This window comes from Ciceribacter lividus, assembly GCF_003337715.1.
Taxonomy (GTDB): Bacteria; Pseudomonadota; Alphaproteobacteria; order Rhizobiales; family Rhizobiaceae; genus Allorhizobium; species Allorhizobium lividum.
Window position 1 is genome coordinate 133768 of sequence record NZ_QPIX01000007.1, and the last position, 18526, is coordinate 152293.

At 62.3% G+C, this 18526-nt stretch carries 21 protein-coding genes, 1 tRNA gene and 1 riboswitch; of the genes, 6 read left to right on the forward strand and 16 right to left on the reverse strand.

What is annotated here, in order from left to right:
* Positions 1 to 63 precede the first annotated feature (63 nt).
* Positions 64 to 651, forward strand: a complete 588-nt coding sequence (locus DFR48_RS13670) for a DUF1214 domain-containing protein (protein ID WP_114363861.1) — start codon at positions 64 to 66, stop codon at positions 649 to 651.
* Positions 644 to 1195, forward strand: coding sequence for a DUF1254 domain-containing protein (locus tag DFR48_RS13675; protein ID WP_114363701.1), 552 nt, complete (start codon positions 644 to 646; stop codon positions 1193 to 1195). The genes DFR48_RS13670 and DFR48_RS13675 overlap by 8 nt, the downstream gene beginning before the upstream one ends.
* Before the next feature lie 33 nt (positions 1196 to 1228).
* On the opposite strand, the gene DFR48_RS13680 is transcribed toward DFR48_RS13675, so the two are convergent.
* Complete coding sequence (locus DFR48_RS13680) at positions 1229 to 1426, reverse strand: hypothetical protein (RefSeq protein ID WP_170141876.1); 198 nt, start codon at positions 1424 to 1426, stop codon at positions 1229 to 1231.
* 380 nt (positions 1427 to 1806) lie between these two features.
* Between DFR48_RS13680 and DFR48_RS13685 the strand changes: the two genes are divergently transcribed.
* Positions 1807 to 2808 carry a DUF2336 domain-containing protein gene (locus DFR48_RS13685; protein WP_425359255.1) on the forward strand — a complete coding sequence of 334 codons (1002 nt, stop codon included), beginning with the start codon at positions 1807 to 1809 and terminating at the stop codon, positions 2806 to 2808.
* Between the two features lie 85 nt (positions 2809 to 2893).
* Here DFR48_RS13685 and DFR48_RS13690 read toward each other — a convergent pair whose 3' ends face one another.
* Positions 2894 to 3592, reverse strand: a complete 699-nt coding sequence (locus tag DFR48_RS13690; RefSeq protein ID WP_114363704.1) for a type 1 glutamine amidotransferase — start codon at positions 3590 to 3592, stop codon at positions 2894 to 2896.
* A gap of 143 nt (positions 3593 to 3735) precedes the next feature.
* On the opposite strand from DFR48_RS13690, the gene DFR48_RS13695 reads away from it, so the two are divergent.
* Complete coding sequence (locus tag DFR48_RS13695) at positions 3736 to 4041, forward strand: Rdx family protein (protein WP_114363705.1); 306 nt, start codon at positions 3736 to 3738, stop codon at positions 4039 to 4041.
* A gap of 45 nt (positions 4042 to 4086) precedes the next feature.
* On the opposite strand, the gene DFR48_RS13700 is transcribed toward DFR48_RS13695, so the two are convergent.
* Positions 4087 to 4530: a BA14K family protein gene (locus DFR48_RS13700; protein WP_114363706.1), complete on the reverse strand. Its 444-nt coding sequence runs from the start codon at positions 4528 to 4530 to the stop codon at positions 4087 to 4089.
* Between the two features lie 291 nt (positions 4531 to 4821).
* Between DFR48_RS13700 and DFR48_RS13705 the strand changes: the two genes are divergently transcribed.
* A tRNA-Leu gene (locus DFR48_RS13705) sits at positions 4822 to 4906 on the forward strand.
* Between the two features lie 146 nt (positions 4907 to 5052).
* Here the strand turns inward: DFR48_RS13705 and DFR48_RS13710 are convergent.
* From DFR48_RS13710 to DFR48_RS13730, 5 genes are all read right to left on the reverse strand, one after another.
* Entirely contained in the window at positions 5053 to 5442 is a 390-nt protein-coding gene (locus DFR48_RS13710; RefSeq protein ID WP_114363707.1) for a VanZ family protein, read from the reverse strand.
* A 94-nt stretch (positions 5443 to 5536) separates the two neighbouring features.
* Positions 5537 to 5869 carry a hypothetical protein gene (locus DFR48_RS13715; RefSeq protein ID WP_114363708.1) on the reverse strand — a complete coding sequence of 111 codons (333 nt, stop codon included), beginning with the start codon at positions 5867 to 5869 and terminating at the stop codon, positions 5537 to 5539.
* 107 nt (positions 5870 to 5976) lie between these two features.
* Positions 5977 to 6831 carry a C40 family peptidase gene (locus DFR48_RS13720; protein WP_114363709.1) on the reverse strand — a complete coding sequence of 285 codons (855 nt, stop codon included), beginning with the start codon at positions 6829 to 6831 and terminating at the stop codon, positions 5977 to 5979.
* Between the two features lie 9 nt (positions 6832 to 6840).
* A complete protein-coding gene (locus DFR48_RS13725; RefSeq protein ID WP_112685940.1) occupies positions 6841 to 7191 on the reverse strand; it encodes a MarR family transcriptional regulator in 351 nt (116 codons plus the stop codon).
* Between the two features lie 87 nt (positions 7192 to 7278).
* A complete protein-coding gene (locus DFR48_RS13730) occupies positions 7279 to 8670 on the reverse strand; it encodes a leucyl aminopeptidase family protein (protein WP_114363710.1) in 1392 nt (463 codons plus the stop codon).
* A 145-nt stretch (positions 8671 to 8815) separates the two neighbouring features.
* Between DFR48_RS13730 and DFR48_RS13735 the strand changes: the two genes are divergently transcribed.
* On the forward strand, positions 8816 to 9640 hold the full coding sequence (locus DFR48_RS13735; protein WP_114363711.1) for a tetratricopeptide repeat protein: 825 nt from the start codon (positions 8816 to 8818) through the stop codon (positions 9638 to 9640).
* Between the two features lie 28 nt (positions 9641 to 9668).
* On the opposite strand, the gene DFR48_RS13740 is transcribed toward DFR48_RS13735, so the two are convergent.
* The 8 genes from DFR48_RS13740 to cpaB form a co-directional block, all read right to left on the reverse strand.
* On the reverse strand, positions 9669 to 10310 hold the full coding sequence (locus DFR48_RS13740; RefSeq protein WP_114363712.1) for a LysE family translocator: 642 nt from the start codon (positions 10308 to 10310) through the stop codon (positions 9669 to 9671).
* Between the two features lie 21 nt (positions 10311 to 10331).
* Positions 10332 to 10414: riboswitch (ZMP/ZTP riboswitch) on the reverse strand.
* 40 nt (positions 10415 to 10454) lie between these two features.
* Entirely contained in the window at positions 10455 to 11441 is a 987-nt protein-coding gene (locus DFR48_RS13745) for a type II secretion system F family protein (RefSeq protein ID WP_114363713.1), read from the reverse strand.
* A gap of 10 nt (positions 11442 to 11451) precedes the next feature.
* Positions 11452 to 12465: a type II secretion system F family protein gene (locus DFR48_RS13750; RefSeq protein ID WP_114363714.1), complete on the reverse strand. Its 1014-nt coding sequence runs from the start codon at positions 12463 to 12465 to the stop codon at positions 11452 to 11454.
* Positions 12466 to 12470: 5 nt separating this feature from the next.
* Positions 12471 to 13976, reverse strand: a complete 1506-nt coding sequence (locus DFR48_RS13755) for a TadA family conjugal transfer-associated ATPase (RefSeq protein ID WP_114363715.1) — start codon at positions 13974 to 13976, stop codon at positions 12471 to 12473.
* 30 nt (positions 13977 to 14006) lie between these two features.
* Positions 14007 to 15296 carry a CpaE/TadZ family protein gene (locus DFR48_RS13760; protein WP_114363716.1) on the reverse strand — a complete coding sequence of 430 codons (1290 nt, stop codon included), beginning with the start codon at positions 15294 to 15296 and terminating at the stop codon, positions 14007 to 14009.
* A 33-nt stretch (positions 15297 to 15329) separates the two neighbouring features.
* Positions 15330 to 16070, reverse strand: a complete 741-nt coding sequence (locus tag DFR48_RS13765; RefSeq protein WP_170141881.1) for a CpaD family pilus assembly protein — start codon at positions 16068 to 16070, stop codon at positions 15330 to 15332.
* 12 nt (positions 16071 to 16082) lie between these two features.
* On the reverse strand, positions 16083 to 17675 hold the full coding sequence (locus tag DFR48_RS13770) for a type II and III secretion system protein family protein (protein WP_114363717.1): 1593 nt from the start codon (positions 17673 to 17675) through the stop codon (positions 16083 to 16085).
* On the reverse strand, positions 17672 to 18490 hold the full coding sequence (gene cpaB, locus DFR48_RS13775; RefSeq protein WP_114363718.1) for a Flp pilus assembly protein CpaB: 819 nt from the start codon (positions 18488 to 18490) through the stop codon (positions 17672 to 17674). Before cpaB ends, DFR48_RS13770 begins: the two co-directional genes overlap by 4 nt.
* Between the last annotated feature and the right edge of the window lie 36 nt (positions 18491 to 18526).

Genomic DNA, 18526 nt, shown 5'->3' on the forward strand with positions numbered 1-18526 from the left:
TTTGAACTTCAAGGGTTTGAATGGTACCGCTTGCAGCCAGATAACATGGAATTGGTCGACAAGGTGTTCCGGGTTCCTTTCCTCATTGCCGTCGCGCTGGCCATCGCTTTCGGCGGAGGCATCCTCTCGGCGATCTGGGCACTGCAAGCATCGGCCGGCTTCGGGGCGATCCGATTGGGTGTGTGGCACGCATTTCCGGAAGCCCAGACAGCGTCGGCCGATCCCTATGCCCGATCACATCGGGCAAGAGCCGGACGACTTCTCTACGGTTCGGCCGAAGGCCTGGTGTTTACCGCGACGGAAGACCCGCAGGGACGACGGCTCAACACCGGGTGCACTTATCGCCTGCACGGCCGTACGCCGACCGCACGCACCTGGACGCTCTACGCGGCAAATGCGGCCGGCCGGCCGCTGCCGACTCCCGCTGCATTGCCCTCCTCCTTCAATGCCAGAACGGTGTTGCGGCACCAGGACGGCGGCTTCGAGATTCTGGTCTCGCCCGAGCCTCAGCCCGGCAATTGGTTGGCGCTACCACAAACAGGCTCCTTCTCGCTGGTGCTCACTCTTCTCGATACGCCGGCGGCCGGAAGCTCCGGCCTGATCGGCCTCGACATGCCGGAGCTGGAACGGATCGGGTGCGACAATGGCTAGGAAGCTTCTCTTTGCAGCCGCGACGGGGCTCGTCGGAGCGGCACTGCTGCACATTCTCATTATCCTCGCGCTTCCGAGCTTTACCGGCAAGGACGCCTACACGCGGGTGCAAGCGGAAGGGCCGGAAGACACCTTCTACAGCCTCCCGGATACCGCCGAGGGCGAGAGGCTTGCCAATCTCGATCCCTATGTGAAGATAGCGGTCTGCCATTTCGACGTCACAACCCAGCCGGTCAGGCTTCTTGCGGGCAAGGGCCCCGGCTTCTGGTCACTCGCCATCTACGACAGCCGGTCCGACGAGGTCTTCAGCATCAACGACCGAACGTCTGTAGACGGTGGCGTCGATGTACTCGCCGCTTCGACCGTCCAACTCGGGCGGATACGAAAGGCCCTGCCGGACTCTCTTTCGCAGACGATCACGGTCGAGCTCAAGGACCCGCTCGGCTATGCGGTCCTGCGAACCATGGCTCCTCAGGCGAGTTTCGAGGAAAGCGCGAGAGAATTTCTCGCGGGCGCGGTATGTACGCCATTCTCCGACTACTGAGAGCGGCGATTTTCTCTCCACCGATCGGAGCGATCAGTGGGGCAGCGGGTCCTTCCCCTTCGGCTGAGGTGCGCGCTGCCCATCGGTGAACAGGTCGTTGGTGCGAATGAGATGTCCGTCGCGGTACTCGTAACGCACACCTGTAAAGAGCAGGATCACCGCTTCGTGATGCTCCACCCGCCGCTTCGGCTGGCGTGCCAGCCTTTCTTCCAATTTTACGATCTCCGCCATGCTCGTCTCCATTTCCAGGCCGAGAAGGATGAAGAAATCGATTTCACCCCGCCCTCGGTCCGAGGGCCGGCACAGCCCGGCAGCGCTTCCCTGTTGGGTCAAAGCCGGGTCATTTGCGCCGTTCTCAAGCGCGAACCGACGATGGGACGATACTCACTGCCCACCAGACGGGGCACGCCTAACACGTGTGCCTGCAAGCGAATCGGCGTGCAGCTTCACGACTATGGCCCAATTCACGCACAGCTTAGTTAACAGCTTGCTAACAAATTTGTTCTAGTTTGACTCACATCTGTTTTGCGTAAGGTTAAGGTCTTGTCGTGGTCGATCGCTTTCGGGAACTCGAGAAGCCCCAGGGGTTGCGGAAGAAGGACGTTGTTCTGATGGCGACCGTCACCAGCTTCGAGAACGTCCGGCATCCGAGGAAGAGCGAGTTGAGACAATTCGCTGAACTCTTTGCGCCGCTCTTCCAGGCCTCCTCCGAAGACGCCCGGCGTCAGGCGGTCGCCGCACTGTCGCAGAACCCGAACATCCCGCCTACCGTGGCGCTTTTCATCGCATCGCAGCCGATCGCGGTCGCAGCCCCCTTTCTCGCTTCGTCACCGTGCCTTTCAGACGATCTCCTGATCATGATCGCGCGGACACAGGGGGCGGCGCATGCCCGCGCCATCGTGCGCCGGCAGTCGCTGTCGCCCACCGTCATTGATGCACTTGTCGGACTTCGTCACAGCATGGGGCCGGACCGATCCGACGGTGACGAAGCTGTCTCGCAGCAAGCTCGACCGGACCACAGCGAAGCACTGCGCGAGCGCATCAAGCGGCTTGCAAATCACCTCAACGCCCCTGCTTCCGATCGGCTGGGTATGCGTACCATCACGTCGATGCAGGAGGCGTTGCTGGTGCGCTTCGCCCGCAACGGCGAGGCGGATCACTTTTGTTCGACGCTTTCCGAGGTACTTTCCGCAAGCCGGTGGCTCGCCGAACGCATCATGCTCGACATTTCCGGCCGCCAGCTCGCCGTGACATTGGCGGGCGTCGCCATGCCATCCCGCGAAGCGGTCTTCGTGCTTGAACACCTCTACCCTCACCTTCGCGAAACCGCGGACGAGCGGACTCGCGCGCAAGCGCTGCTCAAGGATCTGGATCCCGTCGAATGCGCGGATCGCGTCGAGGCCTGGCGCCGCGCCAACAGCTACACCTACCGCCAGGGCGCCGCTGCCACTACCATGTCTTCGAGCGCCGGCAGCACGGAACAGATACCGGCCGACCCTGCGGCGACGCGGATCAAAGACCCTGCATCGGGCGGCGTCTTGCCGGACCGCCGCCACACGGCGATCGTCGGCGACGACCATGCCCGCAAGGTGCTCAGGGCGCGGCAACGTTAGGCGGCACCTTGGCCATTTGGATATGCCGTGGCGGAAGGCGCGGATTGCGCCCCTTCGGCAGTGCCGGCGTCAAGTCGCTCCAGCTTCAGATCTGGCGCACCCAGGCGCGGGCGATCTCGAGGCCGGCAGCATCCGCCTGGGCGCCATGCATGGCAGCATGCTCGGGATGGCGGGCAAGCCATCCCGGCTCCTTGCGCTCGACGTGAGCCGGAAAGAGCCGGATCCATTCCTCGACAACCAGCTGGTTCGCCTCGAAGTGGAACTGCATGCCGTAGGCGGCCCGGCCGACGCGGAAGCCCTGGTTCCTGGTGATATCATTTTCAGCAAGACGGGTGGCACCCTGCGGGAGCGTGAACGTATCGTCGTGCCACTGGAACGAAACGAATTGCCGGCCTAGATGCCCCAGGACTGGATCGCTCCTCGCGCCGTCTGTGAGCGTGATATCCCTCCAGCCGAATTCAGGCGCGGCACCGATCAGGTTCTCGCCGCCATAGGCACGCGCCAGTACCTGGCTGCCGAGGCAGATGCCGAGGACCGCCTTTCCTGCCTCGCCGAAACTCCTCATCACGCCGGCGAGCGCCGGCAGATATGGATGGGTGTGATCGTCGCGGGCATTCTGTTCGCCACCGAAGACCACCAGAGCGTCGTGGTCATGGACGTCGGCCGGCAGGGGTTCGCCGGCAAAGGCACGGATCACGTCAAGCCCGACCCCCGCCTCGCGGAGCGCGACCCCGACCAGCCCGTGTTGGGTTGAAGGCATGTTCTCGACAATAGCCACGCGCATGCTTGCGTTCCGATCCGATTCCCGTAGAGCCGGTAGCAGATGACCATGACGGCGCGGCAGGTTCAAGAGCCTTGGACCAGAGCCGATGGGGCAGTGGACCACCCGCGACCAGACCGATATCATCGCCGAAAAAAGAGAGAGACATGTCGACCAAACCCCGCATCACCATTCTCTACTGCACCCAGTGCAACTGGCTACTGCGCGCCGGCTGGATGGCCCAGGAGCTGCTCCAGACATTTCCCGACAGTCTCGGCGAGGTCGCCCTCATTCCCGGCACCGGCGGCAATTTCGAGATCCGGGTCGACGGAACCCTTGTCTGGGAGCGCAAGCGAGACGGCGGCTTTCCCGGACCGAAGGAACTGAAGCAGCGAATACGCGACGTTATCGAACCGGAGCGCGATCTCGGCCATGTCGATCGGGCTGGCCCGAGCCCGGAGAGCGCGGGCTAGAGAAGGCCGAATGTACACCCGGCCTTCTTCGCGGCTCGGCCCCGCTCACCGATAGGGTGAGCGGCAGATGTGGAAGTAGCCGTCGTAGCCGAGATAGCGGTTCGTCCGCGGATTGTAAGAGCGATAACGCTCGAGGCACCACCGCACGTGATTATCCCAGGAGCGCGGCGCACGGTAGATCGGAGGCGGCGGAGGGGGACGACGATAGTGCCAGTAGGGTGGCGGGGGCGGAACCGGACGGTAATAGGGTGGATCCGGCTGGTAAATCGGCGGAGGCGGCGGTGGTGGCAGCCAACGCGGTGGCGGCGGCGGATGGCGCCACGTGTCGTAGCAACCGTAACGATCACAGACGACCGCCGCCTGTACGACATCGGTGGATGCCACTTCCTGCCTGCCGGGTATTGCAGGCACCGTGGCGCTGGCCGGTGCAGGCAGCGCACTTGCTACAGCCAGCAGGCCGCCAAGCAAGAAATTCCGGATCCTGTACATGAGCGTCTCCCCCGTCCTCCGCCTGTCTGGACACCACCCGGTCGGGGGGCGCAATGACAGGTCGATCCGAACGATCTGTTCTCCACCTGCCCGATCTTGGGGGCGATCATGGCTTTTCGAAGACGACCCCGAAGCGCTGTTCCACGCCAGCGCACCGACCACAGGTCGCCCATCGTTTCGCCGAGAACCAACGGCACATGGAGCCGCCGCACAGCTTTCTCGACCGATGACACGAAAACTTCAAAATGCCTGTTGACAGCAAGAGGCGACCCCCTTACATGCGTGACCGTCGCCCAGATGGCGGAATTGGTAGACGCGCAGGTTTCAGGTACCTGTGCCGCGAGGCGTGGAGGTTCGAGTCCTCTTCTGGGCACCAAATTCCCCTTTCAAGCCGTAGCTACGGCGTTGAAAACACGAGAAAAGCCCGGTTCGTCCGGGCTTTTCTCGTTTCTGGCGCCAGTGAGACCACACGGCGCCCGCACACGGGGAAAAGTCGTTCACCGCGGGCTGAGAAACCTCGTGTCAGTCCTTGCGAGCGGGCACAGGGCGGGCGGCAAGCGGTGGGCGCACCAAGGCCACGACGTACGACGTCACATAGCCCACAGCCACTCCGACCAGAACGCCGAACGACTTCACGAGTGCATCCTCGACGTGGGCGTGTCGTGTCGGCGAGATCATCTGCATAATTTCAAAGAGAACGGCACCGCCGATCAGCAGCAAGCCCACTCGCTTCCAGTGATCCGGGTAAGCAAGCACGAAGAGCATCGCGACTGCGGCAAAGGCGGCGGCGCGATCGAGGTTGACCGTCGTCAGAGTGTGTGGCCTGAGACCAATCGGACTTATCGTGACGAAGAAGACGGCGAAAAGGAGGGACCAGGCAAGCACCCTTGATACTGATGAAAACTTGAACATCCCGGCAACCTAGACCCATGCCGAGGCGGAGGAAAGGCCTGCACGGAAAGGCACCCTTGCTTTCCTCGCAAGGCTCGCACCCCAGATGCAGGCACTATTTCTCGATGTTGCGCGGATTGACGCCCGGATACCAGGAGCCGGTCAGCGGTGGATTGCGGCTCTCGAAGGTGACACCGTCGCGGGTGCAGCGGTAGACAAGCACGGGCAGGCTATCGGAGAAACCGACATTGTCCCGGTTACGAAAGCTGCGGGTGGCCGTCGTGCATCTGTATTCCGGCTCCTTCTGCAACACATCCGGGGCCGTAACGCCGGGCAGATCCTTGAAATAGCCGGAGGGGTCGACCAACCGTCTCTCGTCTGCAAGACAGGACGGTACGGCGACAATGACACCCAGGGCAAAACTCAGCACTGCCGAAACAATCTTCATGGACTTGCCCTTCCGGTTTCCTGCCGACGACTGATCTACAGATCGACAGTCAGGTGTCATATAGGAGCCGGAGCCGGCAAGCGTAAGACCGCCACCGGGGCGCACGATCATGTGACGGGCCTGCGATAACCGGTCGGAACGTCATAGAGCCAGGCGATACGCTTCACCGCGGCCTCGAAATCCTCGCGTGCAACGGTCATGGTATGACCGTTGGCGTGAAGCAGCGTCTTCTCGTCTTCCATGATTGCCACATGACCTTTCCAGAAGACGAGATCACCGCGCTTCAGATCACCGCGTCCGATCTCGACGCCGAGTCCGGCGGCCTGCATGTCGGTGTCGCGGGGCGCCGAACGGCCCGTCATCATCAACGACAGCTGGACGAGACCGGAACAATCGATACCAAAGCCGGAACGTCCGCCCCACAGGTAGGGTGTTTCAAGAAAGCGGGTGGCGATGGCCACGTAGTCGTTGCTCGCATAGGTGCCGATCGGCAAGCAGTGCCCCGCCACAATCGCCCGGCCGTCCGCGACCAGGAAGTAGCGAGTGCCCCGGGTCTCGGCCTCCCCCACGACCGCGACGCGACTTCCCATCGAAAGGGCAGCACAGGCGGGGAAGCGCAGATCCGCGCCGGGATACAGAAAGGTACGGGGGACGACTACATGATGGGTCGGTGAGGCGTCCGGGGGTGCAAGCGCTGCGTCTGGCAGGTAGCCGACATAACCGTCACTCGCTGCCTTCACCCATGCCCAGCCCTCGGCACGGTCGAAGACCGTCACCTCTTCTCCGAAGAGAACCTCCGTGTCTATGCCTGATGCTGGATCCGGCTTGGGACGAAGGCCTGAAACCGGCGAGACGATCCTGGCCGGCTCACCCGTAACGAAGCGACAGGCGGCGACCTGCCCCTCCAGCCTCTTTTCAGCCAAATCCTCGCGATAGGCGTTCAATCGTCTGTCCAGTGCCATAAAACCCTCTCAAAGCGCCAGCGCTCGCCCCTTTTCGATGACGAGGTCACCGAAGTGTTCAAGGTAGAGTGCACCACCAACGGTACGCTTGATAACGACGTTGCGACGATCACGGTCATCCCGCACGCGCTCGACAAGGCCCATCTCTCCCATGGTGTCGAGCGCACGCGTGATCACCGGCTTGGTCACACTGAGCGCCGCCGCAAGCCCGCGCACCGTGTGAGGCGGCGGTACGAGGTAAATGTGCAGGAGAATCGCCATCTGCCGAAGCGTGAGATCGCGATTGTCCTGCCGCACCTGCTGCAGCGTCACCCTGTGCCACAGACTCAATGCCTCGGTTGCGGTCAGTTCCACACTCATCCGACGTCATCCGGGTTCACGACGCACCTCTTTTCCGGCAATCGGCCGTCGTTGGCAAGGCTCGCTGTTGGGTAAGCGCCCGCCGCGTCATCGAACGCTGGAGCGCAGATAGCGGTAGAGCGCGCGGATCGTCTGGGCCTCGCCACCGACCGGCGAATGCGGACGCTCCGAAGGCGCCCAGCCGAAGATGTCGAAATGGGCCCAGCTCCTGGCGCGGCTCACGAACCGCTTGAGAAACAGGGCTGCCGTGATTGCTCCTGCCATGCCTCCGGCCGGCGCGTTGGTGAGGTCGGCGATCTGGCCCTTGAGGCTCTTGTCGTACCCCATGTAGAGCGGCATCCGCCACAGCGGATCGTCGGTTTCGAGGCTCGCGTCGATGAGTTCGGCGGCAAGTTCCTCATCGTCTGTGAAGACAGGCGGCAGGTCCGGCCCGAGCGCCACGCGCGCCGCGCCGGTCAAGGTCGCCATGTCGATGAGGAGATCGGTTTCCTCTTCGTCCGCATAGGCGAGCGCATCGGCGAGGATCAGTCGCCCCTCCGCGTCCGTGTTGTCGATCTGTACGGTCAATCCCTTGCGGCTGCGATAGACGTCACCGGGGCGGAACGCATTCCCTCCGATGGAATTCTCGACGACGGGGATGATGACGCGCAGGTCGACCTTCAGCTTGGCGTCCATGATCATCAGCGCCAGGCCCAGGACATTGGCTGCACCGCCCATGTCCTTCTTCATCAGCAGCATCGATGAAGCAGGCTTGATGTCCAGACCGCCGGTGTCGAAGCATACTCCCTTGCCGACGAGAGTGACGCGGCGATGTCCGTCCTTGCCCCAACGCATCTCGAGCAGACGCGGGGCCTCAGCACTCGCCCGACCCACGGCATGAACCAACGGGAAATTCGCCTTCAGGAGGTCATCGCCGACAACGACCGACACCTCCGCCTTGTAGTGTTCGGCAACCGACCGGAACACACGTTCGAGCTCGACGGGCCCCATGTCGTTGGTCGGTGTGTTGATGAGGTCTCGCGCGAGAAAGACACCGGCAAGTTGCCGTTTGATGTCGGTCGCGTCGGCATCCTGCGGGATCAACAGCTTCGGCCCGGACTGAATCTCCTTGCGATAGCGGTCGTAGCTGTAGCTGCCGAGGCCGTAGCCGAGCGCCAGGCGATTGGCCGTGAGGGGCGCGGTCTCGATGTGCCAGTCGCCGGCAGGAAGCTGGCGGGCGAGCTTGCCGGCGAGAAAGGGCGTCGCCGAAGGATTGGTGCCGAGGCCGAAGAGCGCGCCTCCGAGATGGCCGTCGGCCGTCGGAACGAGAAGCAGCGCCCCCGCCTCTGCGGTGAAGCCCGCCTTGCGCGCCCAATCAAGCGCGATCGGATCGATCGTGCCGGTCTCGACATGGGCGGGCGTCACGGCGAAGATCGGAAGGGTCTTCCCGCTCTTCCTGCTGAAGGGGCTTTTTCGGTCGATATACTGGTAGGGCGCCATGGATGCTCTTTCTGCGGAATCAGTCGCGGGTGCCGACATTAACGCTCCGTTAGGGTTAACAGATTATTGCTGGTCACATGTTGCGTCGGATGTCACCTGCAGGCTCTGCCGACGCCGGAAGTGCCGCATCAGGGGGAAGTGAATCATGGGGGCCAGGAGAACCACATCACGTCGCGTGACGATGACCGCCAAAGTCTGCATTCTTGCGCTCGCGACAGTCATGGCCGGTTGTGCGACCACCGCCAAGAAGGACCCGACCGTCACCGGGTCAATCCCCACGCTCACCAAGCCGGTCGAGACGATGACGGCGAGCGAACTCGCCGCTGCCGCCGAGCGGATCGGCTCGGCCTATGATCGTAACCCCAAGGACAGGCAAACGGGTCTCACCTACGCCAGCATCCTGATGATGACCGGCCGCGATACCCAGGCGCTGGCCGTGATGCAGCAGGTGGCAATCGCTCATCCCGCTGACCGAGACGTACTCGCCGCCTATGGCAAGGCGCAGGCGGCAGCCGGCCAGATGGAGCAGGCATTGTCGACCATATCGAGAGCACAGACGCCAGACCGGCCGGATTGGCGGCTCTATTCCGCCGAAGGGGCGGTGCTCGATCAGCTCGGCCGCTCCTCCGAAGCTCGCAGCCGCTATCGCATGGCTCTCGATCTCAAGCCGAACGAACCGTCCGTGCTTTCCAATCTCGGCATGTCATACGTGCTGTCCGGCGACCTGAGAACGGCAGAGACCTATTTGAAGTCGGCGTCGCAGCAGCCGACCGCCGACAGCCGCGTTCGCCAGAATCTCGCCCTGGTGGTAGGCCTTCAGGGACGCTTCGACGAAGCCGAGCGTATTGCGCGCCAGGAACTCGATCCGCAGCAGGCCGAGGCAAACGTCGCCTACCTCCGCTCGATGCTCGCACAACAGAATTCCTGGAAACAGCTTGCCGCGAAGGACGCCGACACCCGGACCAACTGACGCGGTCATGACGGGACCACCCGAGACTTCACCAGACGCGTGAGGAGATTCCCTCTGCGGCAAGCCGTGTGCCGAGGCCAGCCATGACCGCACCGGCACTTCGGTCGATCCAGACCTTTGCACGAGCATAGGCGCGGCGCGGTCCACTCGCGGAAAAGACAAGCGCGACGAGCAGATACCATCCCGCTTCTACACCGAAGAGCATCGGCACCAGTGCAAGCATCAGCCAACGCTCCGGCTGGGCGGGAAGAAGTGCGGCGAAAATACTGCCGTAGACGATAACGGTCTTGGGATTGCTGAGCTGGGTGAGAAGGCTGGCCACAAGAACACCGCCAAGCGACGTCGCCCGCACCGGTCCATCGTCCTGAAACACGAGCGGGGCGGACGCGTGCCGAAAGATGCGCAAGCCGAGATACACGAGATAGATGCCACCGAGTATCTTCGCGAGTACGAAGACTGCTTCGGCCCGCAGGAGGAGAGCGCTCAGACCAAGCAGCGCCAGTCCTCCGAGGCACGCACCCCCGGCACCCATGCCGAGCGCTGCTGCAATACCAGCCGCCCGTCCCTTTGCTATCGCTGTGCGGCTCACCAGAATGAAACTCGGTCCGGGGCTTATCGCTCCGATCAGGATCGTACCGAGAATACTGAGGAAAATCACTTGAGACGACATGGGACAACTCCAGAAGTTGGATGTTTGTGCCCAGGCGAGCGGCGTTCGTTTCGCCCGCGCTCCCCGATGGTCATCCATCTCTGTCGCCAGTTGCGCGGGTGACAATAAATAGCGGCTTTCGTCACCAGTCGCAATATGCGTGCCTCAGAAGCGGTCGGACACCTGAATGCCTGCCGGTCCGAGAATGACGGCGACGAGCACCGGCAAGAAGAAGAGGATCATCGGCACCGTAAGCTTGGGCGGCAAGGCGGCCGCCTTTTTTTCTGCTTCGTTCATGCGCTCGTCGCGGCCCTCCTGCGCGAGGACGCGAAGTGCCTGCGCGACCGGCGTCCCGTAGCGCTCGGCCTGAATCAGGGCCTGGGTAACACTCTTCACGCCATCCAGCTGGGTGCGGTTGCCGAGATTTTCCAGTGCCGTTCGGCGGTCCTGCAGGAAGGAAAGCTCGGCGGTCGTCAGAACCATTTCCTCCGCGAGCTCCGGCGACTGGGTACTCATTTCGTCAGAAACACGGCGCATCGCAGCCTCGATGGAGATCCCTGACTCGACGCAGATCAGCATGAGATCAAGGGCATCCGGCCAAGCGCGCTTGATCGAGAGCTGCCGCTTGCCCATGCGGTTGGAGACGTAGATGTTGGGCAGATAGAAGCCGATATAACCACCGACCACCGTCACCAGCATACGAATGGCAAACGGCCTTTCTGCGAGATTGCCGAGCACGAAGATCCAGACGGCCGTCAGCGTCAGTGTCAGGAAAGGCAGAAGAAACCGAGCAACGAGAAAGATGTTGAGAGCGTTCTGCGAGCGGAAGCCCGCGGCTTTCAGCTTGTCCATCGTGGCATCGTCGACCAGCGCCTGCCGCAGGTTGAACTTCTCGACGATCTGGCGGACCGAATGGTTATGGGCGGCACGAAGGCTTGTCTTGCCGCGCGCGCCGTCTGCATTCATGCGGGCGCGTTCGCGGGCTCGGATCTGATCCCGTTCGGTCGACACCGCCTTCATGCGCTTTTCGAGGTCGCCGCGCTCGAGATAGGGAATGGCGATCGTATAAAGCGTCGCAAAGACCGCGATGGCCACCAGAACGGCGACAACCAGCGCCGGGTCGGTCAATCGAGCGGCGAGATCCTGCGTCATGGCGTGCGTCCTAGATGTCGAAATTGATCATGTTGCGCATCACCAGGATACCTATCGACATCCACACCGCGGAAATGCCGAGAATCATGTGGCCGCGGGGATCAGTGAACAGGATCATGATGTAATGGGGCGAGGTCAGATACACGAGAAGTGTGACGATGAACGGCAATGCGCCAATGATGACGGCAGAAGCTTTCGCTTCCATGGAGAGCGCATTCACCTTGGCCTTCATCTTCTTGCGCTCGCGCAGCACGCGCGAGAGGTTGGCGAGTGCCTCGGAAAGATTGCCGCCGGCCTGGGACTGAATGGCAATGACAATCGAGAAGAAATTGATCTCCTGCAACGGCATGGTCATGATCATGCGTTGGCAGGCTTCCGGGATGCTCAGGCCGACCTGCTGGGACTCGACTACGCGGCGGAATTCGCCCTTCACCGGCTCCTGCCCGTCGGAGGCGATCAACCTCAATGCGTCGTTCAGGGGCAGACCAGAACGGATCGAGCGAACCATGACGTCCAGCGAATTGGGAAACTCTTCCAGAAACTTCTTCTGGCGGCGGCGAACGAGAAAGCCGACGACCCACCGCGGCAGGCCGAGGGCGGCAACGAACGCCGAACCGAGCGTGACGAGAAGCGGCATGCCGGACAGGAAGGTGAGGACGAGCACAGCAACACCGAAGGCTGCACTCAAGAGGTAGAACTGCGTGAGCGAGATGGACAGCCCTGCCTGAACGAGGCGCGACTTGATGTCGGCCTTCGCCATCTTCCTGTTCTGCTCCTGCTGTTTGCGCTCGAGATCCTTGAGCGAATCCTGAACGGACTTTCGGCGTTTGGAAATTTCCTGTACGCGGTCCCGTGCCGCCTTGATCTTCGCCAGATCGGTTTCAGCCGACTTGACACGGCTGATACGGCTTTCCGTCTTCTTTTCGACCTCGATCCGCGAATAAAGCACGCCATAGGCAAGTGCACCGGCAGCAACCGCCACCAGGGCTATGATGAGCAAAATGGTAGGCTCGAGTCCGAACATGAGCGTCAGACCCCCTTGCTCTTCTGTTCCATGGCGTCGAGAGCGGCGGCGAGCCTGCGCTCTTCGTTGTAGTAGCGCGCGCGGTCCCAAAAATGCGGCTTGCCTATGCCTGTCGAGACGTGGCGCCCGATGATCCGGCCATTGGCATCCTCCCCCTCGATCTCGTAGCGCACGAGGTCCTGGGTGACGATGACGTCGCCTTCCATGCCGATCACCTCGGTAATATGAGTGATCCGGCGTGAACCATCGCGCAAACGCGCGGCCTGGATGATGACGTCGATGGAGCCGGCGATGATCTCTCGTACCGTCTTCGCCGGCAGGCTGAAGCCGCCCATGGCGATCATCGACTCCATTCGGCTCAGACACTCGCGCGGCGTATTGGCGTGGATCGTGCCCATGGAGCCGTCGTGGCCGGTGTTCATCGCCTGAAGCAGGTCGAACACTTCCGATCCGCGCACTTCGCCGACGATGATACGCTCGGGCCGCATGCGCAGGCAGTTCTTCACGAGATCACGCATGGTGATCTCGCCTTCACCCTCGATGTTCGGCGGGCGCGTCTCGAGGCGGACAACATGTGGCTGCTGGAGCTGGAGTTCGGCGGTATCTTCGCAGGTGATGACGCGCTCGTCGGTGTCGATATAGCCGGTGAGGCAATTGAGAAGCGTGGTCTTGCCCGAACCGGTACCGCCGGAAATGACGACGTTGCAGCGAACACGTCCAATGATCTGCAACACGTCCGCGCCTTCGGGCGTGATCGCACCAAACTTCACCAACTGGTCGAGATTGAGCTTGTCCTTCTTGAACTTGCGGATCGTGAGCGCAGGGCCGTCGATCGCGAGCGGCGGCGCGATGACGTTGACACGGGAGCCGTCGGGCAGACGCGCGTCGCAGATCGGACTGGATTCGTCGACGCGTCGACCGACCTGGCTGACGATGCGCTGGCAGATGGAGAGGAGCTGCGCATTGTCCCGGAACCGGATGTCGGACTCGATCGTCTTGCCGCCGACTTCGATGAAGGTCTGTCCGGCGCCGTTCACCATGATATCGGCGATGTCGTCTCTCGCAAGCAACGGTTCGAGCGGGCCGTAGCCGAGCACGTCGTTGCAGATGTCCTCGAGCAGCTCCTCCTGCTCCGAGATCGACATCGCGAAGTTCTTGATCGTGATGATGTCGTTGACGATGTCGCGGATTTCTTCACGCGCGCTTTCGCCGTCAAGTTTTGCCAGCTGCGACAGGTCGATGGTGTCGATCAGGGCAGAAAAGACCTGGCTCTTCGTGTCGTAATAGTCCTGGGTGCGCGCCGGCCGCTTGCGGCCGGCGGCAGGCGCCTGCATCGGTGGAGGCGTCACCTGCTGACGGCGCGTCGCGTCCTGGGCGACGGGCAGCACTTCCGCGATGATCGCGCCGGCTGACGACGTACTCTCGGAAACAGGGGCAGGCGCCACAGGGGTCGCAGCCATACCTGCACCAGGGCCGGCCTTTCCGAATCCGTCGCCGCGTCTGCCGAACATAGCCACTTTACGTCATCCCCACGCTTGAACTTACTTTCTGCCGAGAAGTCCCAGGACCTTCCCGAGACCCCCCTTCTTCGGTTTCTTGATCGTCGCACGCCCCGTCACGAGGTGCGCGATCTGCGAGAGCGTCTCGGCCGTCGGAGACTTCGCGTCCGTCTCCGAAATCATCCGCCCACTGTTCGCCGCGTTGCCGAACAGCTGCGCATCGAACGGAATGATCGCGATCGGTTCGATCTCCAGCGGCTCGAAGAAATCGCTCGGCGCGATCTCGGGCCGCTTCGGCATGCCGACCTGGTTCAATATGAAGTGAGGCGGCTTGTCGTTGGGACGCAGCTTCTTCAGTGCATCAAACATGTTCTTCGCGTTGCGCAGGTTGGCGAGGTCCGGCGCGCAGGTGATGACCACTTCATCGACCTCGGAAAGGACCGTTCGGGTCCAGTCCGACCACGCATGCGGCAAATCGAGTACCGAGACGGGCGCGCTCCGCTGCAGGAGTTCCAGCAGCGGCTGAAAGGCGTCGCGCGAATAGTCGTAGGCTCTGTCGAGAAGCGAAGGGGCAGCAAGCAGCGAAAGATGCTGCGAGCAAGTGGTGAGCAGACGATCCAGGAACACCTCGTCGAGACGTTCCGGCGCGAAAACAGCTTCGGCGATACCCTGCGCCGGGTCTTGGTCGAAATCGATGTTGGCCGTACCATAGGGCAGATCGAGGTCGGCGAGGATCGTCTCCGTGGAGAAGAGGTTCGATATGCCGAAGGCGCAATTGTGTGCGATGGTCGAGGAGCCGACGCCACCCTTGGCGCCAATGAAGGCGACGGTGCGCCCGAGCGGCTCGGCATCCGGGTCGACGAAGATCGCGGCAATAGAGGAGATGACCTCCGCCATGGAAACCGGGCCGACGATGTATTCGGATATGCCGTTGCGCATCAGCTCCCGATAGAGGGGGATATCGTTGTAGCGGCCAATAATGACGACCCGGGTGGTCGGATCGCAGACCTCGGCGAGCGGGGCGAGCTCCGCCAGCAGCGTGGACGACGGCGAGTCCGTCTCCAGAATGATCAAGTTCGGTGTCGGAGAGGAGGCGAACATCGCAGCGGCAGCGGCAATGTTGCCGCTGGTGATCCTGAGGCTCACCTTTGCCATCCGCCGGTCCTGAGCGCATTTTTCCATGACGCCGCGCGTGCTCTCCGCGATGCAGAAAGCGTGAACCGAGATGCGCGGCAGCGGACGCAGGTGCTCCAGATCAGCTGCAATTGCTGTCGGCTCGGCGTCCTGATTCCCACGAGAGCCTGTCTCGATATCGTATTCAATCGCGTTCATGCGTTTCCCCTGCCCCCGTATCCACTACGCCGCCTACTTGGACGCCGTGTCCTTGCCTTCCCGGTAGAGACCAATCACCTTCGAGCGGCGAGCGGCGTCGATCGGGGCCACGCCGCGCGGTGCGATCAGATCCATGGGATTGGCGACTTGCGCTGCGAGATTGTTCTGGGTGGCGCAACCGAAGTTGTGCCAGTTGCGGTTCATGACGGTGTTGTCGGCGAGATCTTCCGGCCACTGGCCGCACTCATCGGTTACGGCTGTCGAGGCGACGAAGCTCAGACGAACAGGGGCAGCATCGCCGGAGGCCGCAGCCTGGTACGTCGTTTCGATGATGCGTGGCGCCGGGATTCCCTTGCCGACCAGTTCGGCGCGGATCTGCCTGCGCATGATCGATGCGGCCGCCGCGTTCGGAGAGCCCTGTGGGACCATAATCTGGATCGTTCCCGTGGACATGCTCAGGTAGTCCTGAGCGAAACCCGCAATCGTATCCTTCGTGTTGATCGTGAGATTGCGGTCTCCGGAGGCGATCGGGATGTCGAGCGTGTGCTCCACCTCGGTGACGGTGATCGGATGGCGGGTCCGGTAATCATCCGGAATGGAGCCCGTAGTCATACCGTCGCGGTTGGCGCCACACCCGGAAAGAACCATCGTCGCGCCGGCGATGACGGCGGCCAATGCGACCCTGCCGAGACGGGGACTGATCCTTGCTGGCGTCGATGCAGGCATGGTCTTGTGTCTTTCTTTCGAAGCGGAAGAAGCGCTGTTCTCAGACATCTGCATCTCCGATTACTTGTAGATGAAGCCGACGGTGCCGTGATATCGGCCGGTCACATCCGCTTCCTTGCGGCCGTAGACCTTGTTGACGCGGTTCAGGAAGAAGGTCGCGCCGTCGTTTTCCGGGTTGAAGTTGTCGTCGGGGCGGGCGAGCTGGTTACGGGCAACCGGCCGCACGAGATAGGGCGTCGCGATGATGACCAGTTCAGTTTCGTTGCGCTGGAAATCCTTGCTGCGGAAGAGAGTGCCGAGGATCGGCACCTTTGATAGCCCGGGAAGACCGGACATCGCCTGGCGGATATTGTCCTGAACGAGGCCAGCGATCACGATCGAACCGCCGGACGGCAGTTCCACAGAGGTCGAGGCCTCGCGGCGTCGGATCGACAGGTAGGTCGAACCGGGGATACCACGGGAGGTGTTGCCGGTCACCACCGAGGCTTCGTATGTCGGTTCGGAAACGTTCGTCTCGATCTGCAGGCTGATGCGGCCGGGCGCCAGCACGACAGGACGGAAGTTGAGCTCGATCCCGTAGTTTACTGTGTCGGTCGTCCGGGAAACGGTGGTTTGGCCCGTATCTGCATCCGTGGAGACCTCTTGTTCTGCCGGAAGGCGGAATTCGCCACCGACATAGAACTTGGCGCGCTCGCCCGAAATCGCCGTCAGGCTCGGTTCGGCAAGCGTGCGCATGACGCCCGCCTGCTCCATGGCATTGAGATAGCTGCTGACCGCATAGCTGCCGATTGAACCGAACGCGGTCGGGAGAACACCTCCGATCGCGTTGGAGACGTTGACTGCGTTGCCGAGATTGGCCGGGTTCTGGAAAGATATTCCGCTGCTGCCGTCGGAAACACTTCCGTTGAAACCGAGCTGCTTCAGAACCTGCCGGCTGACTTCGGCAACCGTGACCTTGAGCGTCACCTGGTCCTCACCCTCGATGGTCAGCAGGTTGACGATCTGCGAGACCTGCCGATCTTCCGCGAAGATGGCAACAGCCCCGTCGCCACTGCTTCCGCTTGTCGCCGTCTCGTTGCGGGTGGTCGCCTCGCCGCCTTTCAGGAAGGCGCGAGCCAGCCCCTCTGCCCGCTCTGCGTCTTGCGGAGTGCGAACAGTGCCCGTCAGGACGATGTTGTCGGATACGATCTCGACCTTGATGTCGGATTCCGGGATGAACCGACGAAGGTTGTTCTCGAGGCCTGCGATATCCCGCTCGATCTCGATGTCGAGGCTGACGATCTCCTCACCATTCGGTCCGAAAATGAAGATGTTCGTCTGACCGACCGCCTTGCCGAACAGATAGATGCGCCGGGACGTACGCGTCACGGCATCGGCCATCGACGGGTCAGCGACCAGGATGTCGTGAGCGTCGGTCGGCAGATCGACGACGAGGGCCTTGTTGAGGCCGAGCTTGACGGTACGCCGCGCGCCGGCACCGACCCTGGATATCGATATGACACTCTCAGATGCGGCCGATGCTGCCGGCAGGTCGAAAAGGCCTGAAGCAATACTACCCGGCATGCCGGAAAACGCCATGGAGAAGGCGATGCCGCCGGCGAGCGAGGCCCGGATCCTGTGTCTGAAGTCTGTCACCTTGGCGTTCCCGTTCATTGCATCTTTACCTCGGCGTCCTTCACGACATTGCCGTTCTTGATCACCTGGATCGCCGGCATTCCGGAGCTGCCGCTCAGCAGGTAGTCGGCAGCAGACGTATCTTCTTCCTGGGCGTCGGCCACGGAGCGCAGCGCCAGCGACAGACGATCAGCCATCTGCTGTGCGACTGTTATGACCTTGGCCTGGTCGGGTGTCAGCTCGAGCGTGGCGGTGGTGCCGATCACTGATTTGGAGCCGTCGTCCTTTTCCTCGACCTGCTGGTCGATGGCGAGCACACGCACATTGGCAAGCACCGTCTCGGTGAGATAGTTGCCACTGCCGCCGCTCTTGTCCGAGCGGACCATGATCACGTCGACGCGGTCGTTCGGGAGGATGAAACCGCCGGCGCCGGTAGCGACCGAGATTTCCGTCGAGACGGCTCGCTTGCCGGACGGCAGAAGTGACGACATGACACGGGCGGAGGAGTCGGCGATCTTTTCGCGCCGGATGGGTTCGCCTTCGAAGAGCGGCATGCGCACGATGACGCCGGCGAGCTCCGTCAGAGCCTGCGGGCGGTTGTTTTCCGTTATGAAGCCTTCAACGACACCCGATGACGGCCAGGCCATCCAGTGCATCGACTTCTCGTCCAGCCGGGAACCGACCGGCAAATTGGCCGCCGACACGAGGACGTTGACGGTCTCTTCCTTCTGCATCACCGCCTCGGTCTGCTGCATGATGACCGTCTTCGGTCCCGACATGCGCATGGCGAGCATGCCGGCGGCGCCGGCTGCCACGACGGCGACTGAGAGAATGATGACACGGGCGGGCTTCATGATCGATCCTTGAGGGACTCAGAGAATTGCCCCCTC